Raw genomic sequence first — 12,879 nt, forward strand, 5'->3', positions numbered from 1 at the left:
CCTCGGGCGACTGGGCGTCCGCATCCTCGGGAAGCTCTTCGAGGGCAGGTTCGGTCGCGCCGAACAGATCGGGTCCGTCCTGCTCGAACAACTCGAGTGCGTCTTCGGAGAACTCCTCGTCGCTTTCGTCCACGACGTGCACCTTACGGGTTGCAGCCCACATTCGTCGGCCCGGAAATTGAAGCGGCCCCCGCGCACCCGATAGAGCTCACTTACCCTTGCTGTCTTCCGACCCTGGGGGAGTTGGGCGAGGTACCGCCGCGCGGGGAACCAAGACCCATGTTACCTGGCCCGGACGGCCCAGGGCGAGCCGGGGTTCCAGCGACCGCACGTTCACTAGTAAGTGAATCTCGTCGTCCTCCCGCCGCACGCCGATGGCTGTGCTTATGCTTTCGCCAAGCCGAAGGAGGACGGATGGCAAAGAAGCTGGTTCGGGCGGCTGACCTGCCCGATGACGAGTCGAACAAGGCCCTCGAAGAGCAGGTGGCCAACTGGAAGCCGACCCCCGAAGCCAAGAGCCAGGCCACCACGCTGCGGATCATCGCCATGGTGGCCTGGGTGGTGGCGATCGGGCTGGAGGCCTTCGCGATCTTCTGGATGCTCAAGCAAACTCCGTTCACCACGACGCTGCTGATCTGGCTGTGTGTGGTGATCGTGGTGATCGGCGGCCTGTCGGTGACCGGCTCGCTGCTGTGGAAGAAGGCCAACCGGCTCGATCCGGCGTCCAAGAAGGACACCGTGCGGTTCTTCGTGCAGAACCAGCTGGGTGCGTTCATCGCCGTCCTGGCGTTCCTGCCGCTGATCGTCATGGTGCTGACCAACAAGAACATGGACGGACGCCAGAAGGCGATCGCCGGTGGCCTGGCCGGAGTGCTGGCCGTGGTGGCCATGGTGGTCGGCATCAACCCCAACCCGCCCTCGAAGGAAGCGGCAGCCGTCGACAACAGCCAGGTCGTCCAGCTGACCGGCAAGGACGAGGTCTTCTGGACCAAGTCCGGCGAGGTCTACCACCTGTGTGAGAAGGCGTCCGCGGTGAACCTGCAGTCCAAGGACAACCAGATCTACTCCGGCACCGTCGCTCAGGCTGTGGCGAACGGCAAGACGCGGCTGACCAAGCAGGTCGAGCAGGAGCTCAAGCAGTGCGGGATCACCCCGCCGTCGGTGAGTGCCTCATCGGCTCCCGCCTCGCCTCAGCCGAGCGCAACTCCCAGCTAGCCCCCACCCACGGGGACGGTTCCGATTTCGTACCACCCCCTTGTCGCGGCGGTTGGGGACGGTTCCCATTTCGTACCGGAGCGACACAGGAGCGAGTCTTGCCCGCATCGGGCTCTACAGAGCCCCCAAAGCCCAGCCCTTCGGGGCTGGCAGCGAGCCGGCGGCCGGGGGTCGTCGGCTCTGCTGTCTCAGTTTGCGGGAAGAGGCAACCTTCGTCCGCCCTGCGGCGTTGTGTGGGTGGAGATGGCCAAGGAGGGTGCAGATGCCGGCTACCGGGAGCGTCGAGCGGGACGCGGAGTTCACCGCGTTCATGCGGGGCGCGTCCGCCTCGCTGAGCCGGACGGCCTGGCTGCTGTGCGGGGACGCCGAGCAGGCCGGTGAACTCGTCCAGGCGGCCTTGGTGAAGACCTATCTGGCCTGGTCGCGAGCCCGGAGCGGAGACCCGCTGGCTTATGCGCGCCGGGTGCTGGTGAACCTCAACATCGACCGCTTCCGACGCAATCGGACGGTACCGACGCCGACCATGGAGGCTGTCGAGGCCTCCGACCCGCACGGACGGGTGGACGACCACGACCAGGCCTCCCGGATGTTGGCCGAGCTGCCCACCCAGCAGCGTCGGGTGATCGTGCTGCGCTACTACCTCGATCTGCCCGAAGCCGAGGTCGCTCGGACGCTGGGGATCAGCCTCGGCTCGGTGAAGTCGGCGGCCTCCCGTGGCCTGGCCACGCTGCGTTCCCGGTTCGTCCTGGTGGGGGAAGGAGACAGTGATGAACGAGCTCGATGAGAAGCTGCGCGATGAGTTGATGACGTCGGCGGAGACCTTCGCGCCGGCCACCGACTTCGAGGCCGTCCTGGCTCGGGCACGGCAGGCGCGGCAGAACCGGACGGCGCTGCGCCTGGTCGTCGTGGCGGCCGTGGTGATGGTCGCGGGCGCTGTCGGCTGGTCGACCGCCCCGCACTGGTTACTCGGAGGATCGGCCCCGGTGCTGGCCACGCCGTCTCCGGTGCCTACGGCCAGCCAGTCCGTGCGGCCGAGCGTTAGCCCGGGGACCAAGGAGTCGGTCACGTTTGGTTCCGCGGACGGCTTGGGTGCTCCGGTGAAGCAGCTGAAAGTGACGGCCGAGCGGCTTTCAACGCCGGACAGCTACCAGCTGAACTTCGTAGTGACGGCGACAGATGGCAAGGTTCAGCGCGTGCGTCCCGAGCCGTCTGGGGATGAGCGGGCCGCGCTGGGCGGATCGGGCCCGCTGCTGGTGGCTCTGATCCCGGGCCGCATCGACGACATCTACTGGAGTGATCGGCAGTACGGGGCCGCCAACCGGATCAAGCCCGAGAAGGTCGCCATGCGCTACCTGCCGCAGGTCGACGCCACCGTCGCGGTCGCGATGGCCGACGTGAACGTGGACGCTGCAGCGATGGGTTGTGTCTGGATCGGAACCGAAGGAACTGGTCATGACTGTTCCAACGGCGCGGTCGCAAGCGTGGGGATCACGCTGTCCACGAGCGGACGGACCGGCACCCTCATCTGGGACAAGGCTCTGGGCCTCGACGTGATGACCGTGTCGGACGGCGGAAGACTCGGCGGCGTCGAGCCTGCGTCCGAGCCGAACTGGACCACGCTCGGCTCTGGAGGGGTGCTGACGACCATGGTGGTCCTGCCCAGGGGAGCCTCCCTTCTGGACCAGAGCTTCGAGGGGGACGGTGTCGAGTGGGGCACGGGCAGCTTCGAAGATCGGCAGGTGATCCTTGCCTCCAGCAAGGAGCCCAGCTACATCCGTTCGGTGTTCAGTCAGGTCACCTACCGAGCTGCGGACGGACGTGAGGCCACCTGGAAGGCACCCAGCTGACGTCGGTGGACGGTATTGGAACCGTCCCCGGCAAACGCTGGGACCAGGGTGGACGGGTGGCGTGGTACGGAATCGGAACCGTCCCCAACCCGTGTGACAAGGGGTTGGTACGAAATGGGAACCGTCCCCGCTCAGGGGAGCGGGCGGGTGTGGGCCAGGACGGGGAGGCGCAGCCGGACGGCAGGGACCTCGGCCAGGTCGAGGTCGATGAAGGCCAGTTCGGGGTCGTCGCCGAGTTCGAGGAGCACCTCGCCGGTCGGTGAGACCACCATCGAGTGGCCGATCCCGGTGGCCAGCCCCGGACGGGCGTCCGGCCCGGCGGCCTGATCGACGGCAACCACGAAGCTGGTCGAGTCCATGGCCCGGGCCGTGACCAGAGTGCGCCACTGATGCAGCTTGCCCGGCCCGGACGCCCAGGAGGCCGGCAGGACGATCAGCTCGGCTCCGCCGCGAGCCAGCGAGGTGAACAAGGTCGGGAACCGGACGTCGTAACAGGTGGCCAGCCCGACCTGATGCGTCCCCAGCGAGAAGGACGCCAATGCCGCGCCCGGCTCGATGTCGTCGGACTCGGCCTGGCCGAAGGCGTCGAACAGATGCAGCTTGTCGTAGTGGGTTTCGGCGGCGCCGGTGACCAGCAAGGTGTTGCGGGCCCGTCCGGCGCCGGGGGTGAACATGCCGAGCACCACGGTCAGGTCGGCCTCGACAGCCAGCTGGCGCACCTGGCCGGCCCACGGCCCGTCCAGCGGTTGGGCCGCCCGGTGGGCAGCCCCGGCGAACGAGCTCATCGTGGCTTCCGGGAACACCAGGAGCTCGGCCCGTCCGGCGGCGCGAGCGATGTGATCGGCGACCAGGTCGAGGTTCTGCGACGGGTCGGTGCCGGAGCGAAGTTGGGCCAAGGCGACGCGCATGCCTCCAGCCTGACACGCCCACGCCCCAGAGCACCGCCCACAATCTCGAAATCAGCGACCCGCGGCAGGCAACCTCGCGGGTCGCGGCTGCGTAGGACAGGGTGAAGCAAGACGAAAGAGGCCAGATGTTCGGATCTTCCACCCCCACTCGGGACACCGAGTTCGCCGACTTCGTCCGGACGTCCTCGCGCAGCCTGACCCGCACCGCTTATCTCCTGTGTGGCGACCGGGCTCTCGCGGACGATCTGGTCCAGGAAGCGCTCCTCAAGACCTACCTGGCCTGGCGCCGGGTACGGCCCGGCGAGGCCACCGGCTACACCCGACGGGTGCTGGTGAACCTCAACATCGATCGGTGGCGCAGACGTCCGCCGGTGCCGGCCGAACTGGCCGAGCAGCCGTTCACCGATCAGGGCCCCGCCCAGGTCGACGACCGGGATCAGATCGTCCGGCTGTTGGCCGGACTGCCCACCCAGCAGCGACGCGTGATCGTCCTGCGCTACTTCGACGACTTGTCCGAGGCGGCCACCGCCGAACTCCTCGGAATCAGCACCGGCGCGGTGAAGTCGGCCTCCTCGCGGGGCCTGGCCGCGCTTCGCCAGCACTACCAGATGGCCGATGAAGGAGGCCTGCGATGAACGATCTTGAGGAACTGCTGCGCACCGACCTGGCTCGGGCCGCCGAGCCGATCGACTCCGGCCTGGACGCGAATGACCTGCTCGCCACTGGACAGCGGGCTCGCCGCTCCCGGGCGATGCGGGTTGGCGCCGGGCTCACCGCCGTGCTGGTCACCGTGGCCGGCCTGGGCCTCGCCGTGGCCGCCACCGTCGCCAACGGCGGACGGGCTCCGGTGCTGGCCACCCCGTCCCCGGCTCCGTCGGTCTCGGTGACCCCTTCGGTGAGCTCGGCAACCCCGTCGGTCAGCCCAACGAGCGGCGACACCGTCCCGGGGAAGGCAACGTTCGACCTGACCGGCTTCGGCATGAACAAGACCCATTCTCCCTTCGACCAGTTGGTAGTGGTGGCCAAGCCGACCGGCACCGGGATGACGTCGATCACCGCCACCGGCAGCAAGCTCGGCCAGGCGGACCAGCAGACCACTGCGCAGATCGAAGCCGGCCGGACGTCGGCAGCCTTCGTTGCCCTTGGCAAGCGAGTGGTGGTGACGCTGGTTCCGGGGACGGCCACTCGCGCCGGTCTGTCCACCGGCCTGAATGTCGGTCTACGGGCAAGCGACACCAAGGTCCTTCCCGGAACCGGACTATCCGCACTCGTCACGGTCTTCGAGCGCGGCGTGGCCGAGCCAACCAAGGATGTCGGCGTCATCTGGCAGACCCCGGACGGCTCCCTGTACTCGACCTCGGGGGCGGAGGTGCCCAGTGCGGAAGTGACGGTCGCTGGGGCGCGGACCCGGGTCTACCGGTCGGAGGAGATCGGGGAACTCGGCCTGTGGGGCGACGGCGGCACGTTCAGCGGCACGAGCATGGCGATCAAGGACGCGACGCCGTCCAGCTTGATCGGTGGCGGCGTCGGCCACTGCGGCGAGGTCCCGCCCACCGGCTGCACCTGGGCCAACTTCGTGGCGCTGCCACCGGGGACGACCAAGCTGCAGCTCACCCTCAACCCGAAAGCTCCGGATTCGGACTGGACATCGGCCACGCTCTCGGACGGCTGGGTGATGGTGGTCGCGGTGAACCACGCCAGCGAGGAGACGAGCACGGTCGTGGTCTCTGCTGACTACGTGGACGCCTCCGGCAAGGCAGTGCATTTGGGTAAGTAGCAGTCGAGTTACCGACAGCGCCCCGGCCACCCCGCGGGGCGCTGTCGGTGTCTGTGCGGGTCTCCTGGCTCGCGCCACATTCGACGGAGTTCGGCGTCAACCAAACCGTCCGCCGTGGCGTAGGGCAGGGTTGAGAGCACCGAGGAGGAACACGTGGGCACCGAACGGGTCAGTCGCCGCGAGCAGGAGTTCGCTGAGTTCTTCGCGGCCGCCTCGCCCTATCTGGCGCGCACGGCGTATCTGCTCAGCGGTGACCGCGAGGTCGCCAAGGAGCTCACCCAGGAGGCGCTGGCCCGCACCTATGCGGTCTGGTGGCGGCTGCGTCCAGAAGACGCCCGCGGCTATGCCCGCCGGGTGCTGGTGAACCTGAACGTCGATCGGTGGCGGCAGCGCGGGCCGCAGGCTGTCGAGCTGGCCGACTATGCGACGTCCGGCTCGGCCGAGTCCGCCTACGACGACCGGGACGAGGTGGCCCGGCTGCTGCGGACGCTCTCGCCACAGCAGCGTCAGGTGATCGTGCTGCGCTATTTCGACGATCTCAGTGAGGCCGAGGTGGCCCGCAGCCTCGGAGTGAGCGCGGGCACGGTGAAAGCGGCCTGCTCGCGAGGACTGGCCAATCTGCGCCGGACAACGGCCGCAGCGAAGGAAGGGGAGCGGTGATGGACGAACGTGAGGCCCGCATGCACGCCGGCTTGACCCAGCTGGCTGAGCCGGTGGCCGAGGTTCCCGACCTGGACCAGGTCGTCGCCCGCGGACGGCAGCTGCGCCAGCGGCGACGGATGGCCGGGATCGCCGGCGGGACGGCAGCGGTACTGGTCGCCGCGGCCGGCCTGGGCCTGGTGCTCACCTCCAGCATCTTCGCCAACAACGGACGGGTGTCCGTGGTGGCCACACCGTCGCCGGCTCCGTCCACGGCGGCCCGGCAGATCGGCGTGGGCGCCACCGAGGAGGCGCACATCGCGCTCCCGCCGCTCGGGCTGACCTCCGGCGTGTACGACGTCCGCTTCCGTGCCACCAAGACGGCAACGGGGATCGACCTGAAGGTGACCGCGGTCAGTCAGTCGGGCAACTTCAGCACCGAGCAGCTCAACCAGGATCGCAACCCGGCCGGCTTCGATCTCGAGGAAGGACTCCGGGTCGGCCTGCTCACCGATCGGGCGAGCTGGTTCACCCCGGTCGACAACAAGGGCCAGTCCGGCCTGGTCAGCTACACCGCCGAGCTGCCCGACTTCGGGGTCACAGTGTTCGTGGTGGCTCCCCAGGACGGGGCCAAGCTGAACAGCCTGGCCGCGCTCGCCTGGCGCGGCTCGGACGGGCAGCTGCGCTCGGTGGAGACCTCCGGAGGCCCCCGCGACTCGGTGGCCGCGGACATGCCGTCCGCCCGGTTCGTGGTGGACGGGCATACCGGCACCCTGGCCTCGTTGGAGCACAACGATCTTCTGGCGCTGGTTGACTACGACGGGCTCGGGTATGCGATGAACGTCCGCGAGGCGCAAGGCAACTGTCGCTTCGCCGGGTCGTCGACCAAGGAGGTAGGCCAGGACGAGGTGTGGGAGTCGCTGGCCATCTGCCCGCTGCCGATCGGGGCCACTCAGATCACGCCGATCCTGGCCCCCGGGGTGAGTGACTGGAAACTGGTGACCGTCGGGGATCGTCCGGTCGTGGTCGTCCCCTACGACAAGGGCACACTCGCCCAGATCGTCACCGGGCTCCGCTACACCACCGGCACCGGGAAGCAGGTCGAGACCAAGGTCGGGTAGCAGCGTGACCGACAGCGTCCCGTCCACCCCCGGGGGCGCTGTCGGTGCCAGCGCCTACCCTCGGTGAGGTGACGGCGTTCAGTTCGCTCCCGGTGCGAGAGGTGCGGCTGCGTCCGGGCGTGGAGCAGGTCGGCTGGCCGTTCACGCTCGGGCCGGTGGCCCAGCTGGCCGCCGAGGGCCTGGAGCTGTCGGAGCTGACGATCCTGGTGGGGGAGAACGGGGTCGGCAAGTCGACCATCGTCGAGGCCATCGCCATGGCCTACGGGCTGAATGCCGAGGGCGGCAGCACCAACTTTCAGCACAGCTCGCGGCCCAGCGAGTCGGGGCTGCACGAGCACCTGCAGCTGACCCGCGGCCTGGCCCGTTCGAAGTGGGGCTACTTCCTGCGGGCCGAGACCATGCACGGGCTGCTCACCTACCTGGAGGAGCATCCCTCGCCGGCCGATCCGGAGCGTCCGTATCACGAGTACTCCCACGGCCAGGCGTTCCGCGAGCTGCTCACCACCAAGCTCGGCCACATGGCCGGACGTGGTGGCTTCCTGGTGCTGGACGAGCCCGAGGCCGGTCTGTCGCTGCTCTCCCAGATCGCGCTGGCCAATCAGCTGCGTGAGCTGCGCAGCGACGGGATCCAGGTGCTGCTGGCCACCCACTCCCCGATCCTGGCCGCGATTCCAGCGGCTCAACTGATCGAGCTGGACGAGACCGGCTTCGAGCCGCGCCGCTGGGATCAGCTGCTCACCGTGGCCCTCTACCGGCGATTCCTGGCCGACCCGGGCTACTTCGGCCTTGACTAGGCCCAACTGAGCCCGTCCGGGCGTTCCGCGTTCGCGCTCAACCATTCGGCCGGCCCCTGCGTAGGGCAAGGTGAGGATGGAAGAAGGGCAGCTAATGGCCGGGCAAGCGACCGCGAAGCGGCAGGCGGAGTTCACCGAGTTCGTGAACGCGTCGGTCGGCTATCTGACCCGCACCGCCTTCCTGCTCTGCGGTGACGCCGAGCTTGCCAACGACCTGGTTCAAGAGGCGCTCACCCGGACCTATGCGGCCTGGTGGCGGGTCCGTCCCGACGATGCCCGCGGCTATGCCCGTCGGGTGTTGGTGAATCTGAGCGTCGATCGGTGGCGGCGCCGTGGCCCGGAGTCGGTCGAGCTGACCGAGTTCGCGGCGTCCGGCTCGGCCGAGGCCGGCGTCGACGATCGGGACGAGATCGTCCGGTTGTTGCGGACGCTCTCGCCCCATCAGCGGCGGGTGATCGTGCTGCGCTACTTCGACGATCTGACTGAGCCCGAGGTGGCCCGCACCCTCGGGGTGAGCGTGGGCACCGTGAAGTCGGCCTGCTCGCGCGGGCTGGCCATGCTGCGTGAGCAACTGACCCCGATCAAGGAGGGGGAACGGTGATGGACGAAGTGGAGACCCGCTTGCGGGATGGCCTGATTGCGGTGGCGGAGCCGGTGCGTCCGACCGTTCAGGCGGAGGCGCTGTTCGCTCCCGGAGAGCGGCTGCGGCGCGTCCGGCGGTCCCGCGCGGTGGCCGGTGGGCTCGCACTGGCCCTGGTCGGCTGGCTGAGCTGGACGGGCCTGGCGCCGCTGCGCCCGAACGGGTCGGCCCCGGTGGTCGCCACGCCGTCCCCGTCGGTGGTGGACACGGAGGACCCGTCCCCGCTAGCGAAGGACCGGGCGCGCATCGAGCTGTCCTCCAATGCGGGGGTGACTGCCCGGGTGGAGGGATCGGCGGTGCCGTCCGCGGGCGGGCTGACGGTGACGCTATTTCGGTACAGCCCCTCCGGGGCGCTTCTGCAGAGTTGGACGGGTGAGGCCACCGCAGATCGGCCCTTCGACGTCGCCTCGGACCTGGGGCAACACTTGCGGATCGGAGTGCTGGCCCACCGGGCAGTCCACCTCTGGGCGCCGATGAGCTTCGCCTGGGATGACACCCCCGGCATCCTCTATGAGCCGTTGCCCGGGGTGGATGCGACCTTGTACGTGGCCTACTACGACGACGGTCGAGTTCCGACGATCGACCGGCTGGAATGGGAGAGCCCGTCCGGGGAGCACTTCGACGGCACGGGCAAGCGGCTGTCGCAGGTGCATGTGGCGCTGGGTGGCCTCGACGGCTGGCTCTACCTGGATCAGACGCACACCGTTCTGCGCTACAAGATCAACGACATGGTGAACTCCTTCCGGCGCGGGGCGCTCGTGCTGGACTGTGACGCCCCTGACCCCGCCATGGGGCCGACCAAGTCCCTACAGGTGTGCCTGGTGCCCCACGGTTCGACGATCATCCGGACGAAGCTGGCCCCCGGCGTCCGGCACTCGCAGCGGTACCACCTGGACGGCTGGGACGTGATCATGGCGATCGGCACTCCGCAGTCCGGCAACCTGGTGACGTCAGTGACCTACCGGGACGACCGTGGCTACACCTACACGGAGACTCCGCGCCCCGAGTAGGGGTCTGATCGGTGCACCTGCGAGCGTCGGCGGGCGCTGGGGTGGGCTGGGGGCTCAGGGCGTCCGTCTGACCAGGGGTTTCGCTCGGTTGGAGTTCTCCGCCGCTCAGCCGGTATCATCGCCGACGGAGGATTCGCCTAGAGGCCTATGGCGCTCGCTTGGAAAGCGGGTTGGGTTCACGCCCTCACGAGTTCGAATCTCGTATCCTCCGCCAGTTGGCTAGGGAGGCGTGCTCCGACCACGGGAGGAGCGTTTCAGGCATCTGGCCCAGCTGTTATCCGCGGAGGGGTTGTCCCAATCGCAACCGGGCCAGGTCAGTCGCCCGCCTCCACGCAAGGACTGATCCGCCCCCCAGCAACCCACGCAGGGTGTGCCGGCGAGAGCCGCCCATGGGGGCCTAGGCCCACATCGGCGCTGCTGCACCGAGATGTGAGGCGAGAGCATCACCGGTGAGCCCGACCACGCGCTTGAAGAACACAAGGCACTGCTCGGCGTCGACCAAACGGAGCGGCGGATCCGCGAGCGGGCTGGCGGAAGCACGAACTGACTGGAGAACACGGACCGCTGGAAGGTGCTCATGTCCGTGGGCGATCGCGTGACGCACCTTGAGCCACTGGTCGATCCTGGCTTCAACATCAGACGGTTGCACGGCAATCGATCCCTGACCGCGACCACCAGCCTGGCGCCAAGCCCAGTGTTGCCGCGGGTCGAAACCCACTCCTTGGAGAAGCCGACGCGTGTTCTGCGCGTTCGGAGTGGAGAAGGCGCCCACTTCCGACTGAACCCGGCCGACAATGACCTTGTAAGCGGGCAGAAATGGATCCGCCGCTGGAGGTTCCGACATTGCTGCGCAGCTCAACACCATGTCTTGGACGGCAGCCTGCCACGTCGCAACGGTGATCACCACCACCGCCCGGTTGATCGAGGTCTCTTGAGTGCGACGCCCGCGCCCGCCGCCTCCGGCATGCCGGTGCACAGAGACCAGGTTGTCGGCGTGCACGATCGCGCGACGGAAGTTCGCTGCTGCCTGGTTCAGGTCCACGATCCACATAATGCCAGCGGACGGGGAGTTGGGCCGATGGTGTCAGAGCTCGCCCCGCAGCCCGGGCAAGCATCGCGCGGCGTCCGCAGCGGTGGTAACTCGGTGCGTGCACCGAGGCCGACCTGGCCACCTTCGCTGGCCTGGGAAGTGTCGCCCGTGTGGTGGCTGACCCGACGCCGGGCCGGTCGCAGGAACCCAGGGCTCTTCGTGCCGTCGGAAGTAGGGCCTTCGACTCAGCCCGGTCCGATGGAAGCCCGCTTGAGATTCCGCACCGCGGCTTTCCCAGACTCATGCCGGTCGTTCAGGACTTTGTGACGAGCCGCTTTGTGTATGCCGAGGTCCTCGGCAGGTTCATATTGGGAACCTTGGACGCAGTGCTACCCGCTCGCATCGAGCGGGTAATCGCCACATCCCGCCACCCCACTCGCGACCTGAAGGCACGAGATCCAGCGCATGCGGCGGTCGGCAGGGCAAGATGTCCTCTGTGATCACCCCACCGCCGCAACCAACCAACGACGCGAGGTTGGGCAGGGCTCTGTTTTATGTGCACAAGCAGCTCGCGGCCATTAACGAACCGGTGGTCAAGGCCAAATTGGGGCAGCTATCGGCAGCCGCGGACGCCATGGACTTCGCCGTTCGTCTCCGTGGCTTTGGAGCGGGCCTCAGCGCTGATATGGCCATCGAGTTTGCGACCCTCGCGGGCATAGGCTCGCATCGGCTTCAGCACGAAGTGCTGCCCACGCTCAAGCGGGCGGATCTAGTCGACTACTCCTGGGGTGTCGACGGGAGGCTGGCTTCGATCGAGGAGTTCGTCGGCCTAAGCGGACGAGTAATCGACCAAGCACTCCGCGTGCTGAGCGAATACAATCCTACGGAGTTGGAGCAGGCAGTTCTTCACAGCACCGAGATCGCTAGTTGGGCACCGTTGACCCGGTCACAGCATGCGGACCAGATCTCGCGGAGAGGCTATGTCGATGAAGTCGCCGACGCAGCGCTTGCTCTGACGCTCGCCTCGGGGATCAACTGCAAGGTGCTATCGGCGGCGCTTGGCGAGGATGTGGTCTACAACCCCAATGTCTGGGGAGGCGGAGCGCAGGCAGTCGACATTGCGGGCTTTCTGCGGTCGCTGCCCAGCGGCGAGCGAGACTCGTTGCTCGGCATGTGCGAGTTGGCATCTGCCAGGCCGGGGCTAGCGCTCAACAGCTATGGCGCATTCGATTCCTCGATCCTCAAGTCTGCTCGGAAGGTAGGGCTCCTGCAGGCCGTCACGGTGAAGTCCAGCGCTGCCGGCGCCTCACCACAGACGTACGTCTTTTCGCCGATCCAGGAGTCGCAGGACGACCGTCTCCTAACAACGGAAGCACTGCACCAGCGGAAGCTCTTCGTTGCCCACATTCTCTACGGTCACGAGAAGGCAGCGACGAGCATGGGGCGTATCCAGAGCCCCACCGTTCTCGTGAATGCGCTGGTGAATCGGGGCTCTGTCGGTCCAGCAACGAACATCTCGACCGATTATCACCTGCTGGAGGCCCACGGAATCGTTTCTGTACGATCTGGCTCCGGCGGGCGGGCGTATCTGGACGCCGTGAAGACTGAAATCATTGAGGGTGGCCTTGCTTGGCTCCAAGCATCACAATCCGCGGACTCAGGCGTGAGGGGTTCGCTAGAGCCGTTGCGTCCCCCGTCGAACTGGAAGACGCCAGAGGCGGACCGAGCAGAGATTGGGGATCAGCGGGAGGCCGACGAGATCACCGGCGCAGCGATACTTAAGCTTCGAGAAGCCCGACAGGAGGCCCAGCGTGCTGCCCGATTCGACTTCTGAGCAGAACTCCTTGCCAATGGATGATCTGGTTGCCCCCGGTGGCGCTTCGGCTGGAACGAGAGGC

At 67.7% G+C, this 12,879-nt stretch carries 13 protein-coding genes, 1 tRNA gene and 1 other RNA gene; 12 read left to right on the forward strand and 3 right to left on the reverse strand.

Annotation, left to right across the window (positions count from 1 at the left end; translation table 11 throughout):
- Positions 1–178 precede the first annotated feature (178 nt).
- An RNA gene (gene ffs, locus ATK74_RS14945) (signal recognition particle sRNA small type) lies at positions 179–276 on the reverse strand.
- 138 nt (positions 277–414) lie between these two features.
- Between ffs and ATK74_RS14950 the strand changes: the two genes are divergently transcribed.
- From ATK74_RS14950 to ATK74_RS14960, 3 genes are all read left to right on the forward strand, one after another.
- Positions 415–1,215, forward strand: coding sequence for a hypothetical protein (locus ATK74_RS14950; protein WP_098461795.1), 801 nt, complete (start codon positions 415–417; stop codon positions 1,213–1,215).
- A 262-nt stretch (positions 1,216–1,477) separates the two neighbouring features.
- Positions 1,478–1,999 carry a SigE family RNA polymerase sigma factor gene (locus ATK74_RS14955; protein WP_098461796.1) on the forward strand — a complete coding sequence of 174 codons (522 nt, stop codon included), beginning with the start codon at positions 1,478–1,480 and terminating at the stop codon, positions 1,997–1,999.
- The gene (locus tag ATK74_RS14960; RefSeq protein WP_098461797.1) at positions 1,983–3,062 is read left to right on the forward strand and encodes a hypothetical protein; all 1,080 of its coding nucleotides are present in this window, start codon (positions 1,983–1,985) and stop codon (positions 3,060–3,062) included. Before ATK74_RS14955 ends, ATK74_RS14960 begins: the two co-directional genes overlap by 17 nt.
- Before the next feature lie 131 nt (positions 3,063–3,193).
- Here ATK74_RS14960 and ATK74_RS14965 read toward each other — a convergent pair whose 3' ends face one another.
- Positions 3,194–3,970, reverse strand: coding sequence for a carbon-nitrogen hydrolase family protein (locus ATK74_RS14965; RefSeq protein WP_098461798.1), 777 nt, complete (start codon positions 3,968–3,970; stop codon positions 3,194–3,196).
- Positions 3,971–4,095: 125 nt separating this feature from the next.
- Between ATK74_RS14965 and ATK74_RS14970 the strand changes: the two genes are divergently transcribed.
- The 8 genes from ATK74_RS14970 to ATK74_RS15005 all read left to right on the forward strand — a co-directional run bounded on the left by ATK74_RS14970 (position 4,096) and on the right by ATK74_RS15005 (position 10,165).
- Positions 4,096–4,605: a SigE family RNA polymerase sigma factor gene (locus tag ATK74_RS14970; protein WP_098461799.1), complete on the forward strand. Its 510-nt coding sequence runs from the start codon at positions 4,096–4,098 to the stop codon at positions 4,603–4,605.
- Positions 4,602–5,747 (forward strand): hypothetical protein, encoded by a 1,146-nt coding sequence (locus tag ATK74_RS14975; RefSeq protein WP_098461800.1) that lies wholly within the window; start codon positions 4,602–4,604, stop codon positions 5,745–5,747. Before ATK74_RS14970 ends, ATK74_RS14975 begins: the two co-directional genes overlap by 4 nt.
- Before the next feature lie 153 nt (positions 5,748–5,900).
- Entirely contained in the window at positions 5,901–6,407 is a 507-nt protein-coding gene (locus tag ATK74_RS14980; protein ID WP_098461801.1) for a SigE family RNA polymerase sigma factor, read from the forward strand.
- Complete coding sequence (locus tag ATK74_RS14985; RefSeq protein WP_098461803.1) at positions 6,407–7,507, forward strand: hypothetical protein; 1,101 nt, start codon at positions 6,407–6,409, stop codon at positions 7,505–7,507. Before ATK74_RS14980 ends, ATK74_RS14985 begins: the two co-directional genes overlap by 1 nt.
- A 68-nt stretch (positions 7,508–7,575) precedes the next feature.
- Positions 7,576–8,301, forward strand: a complete 726-nt coding sequence (locus ATK74_RS14990; RefSeq protein WP_098461804.1) for an AAA family ATPase — start codon at positions 7,576–7,578, stop codon at positions 8,299–8,301.
- A gap of 94 nt (positions 8,302–8,395) precedes the next feature.
- Positions 8,396–8,902 (forward strand): SigE family RNA polymerase sigma factor, encoded by a 507-nt coding sequence (locus ATK74_RS14995; RefSeq protein ID WP_098461806.1) that lies wholly within the window; start codon positions 8,396–8,398, stop codon positions 8,900–8,902.
- Positions 8,902–9,951, forward strand: coding sequence for a hypothetical protein (locus tag ATK74_RS15000; RefSeq protein WP_098461809.1), 1,050 nt, complete (start codon positions 8,902–8,904; stop codon positions 9,949–9,951). The genes ATK74_RS14995 and ATK74_RS15000 overlap by 1 nt, the downstream gene beginning before the upstream one ends.
- A gap of 126 nt (positions 9,952–10,077) precedes the next feature.
- Positions 10,078–10,165, forward strand: a tRNA-Ser gene (locus ATK74_RS15005).
- 183 nt (positions 10,166–10,348) lie between these two features.
- Here ATK74_RS15005 and ATK74_RS15010 read toward each other — a convergent pair.
- Entirely contained in the window at positions 10,349–10,993 is a 645-nt protein-coding gene (locus ATK74_RS15010; RefSeq protein WP_143483504.1) for a hypothetical protein, read from the reverse strand.
- A 484-nt stretch (positions 10,994–11,477) separates the two neighbouring features.
- Between ATK74_RS15010 and ATK74_RS15015 the strand changes: the two genes are divergently transcribed.
- A complete protein-coding gene (locus ATK74_RS15015) occupies positions 11,478–12,815 on the forward strand; it encodes a hypothetical protein (protein WP_211283398.1) in 1,338 nt (445 codons plus the stop codon).
- Positions 12,816–12,879: the final 64 nt, after the last annotated feature.

Source organism: Propionicimonas paludicola (genome assembly GCF_002563675.1).
GTDB lineage: Bacteria > Actinomycetota > Actinomycetes > Propionibacteriales > Propionibacteriaceae > Propionicimonas > Propionicimonas paludicola.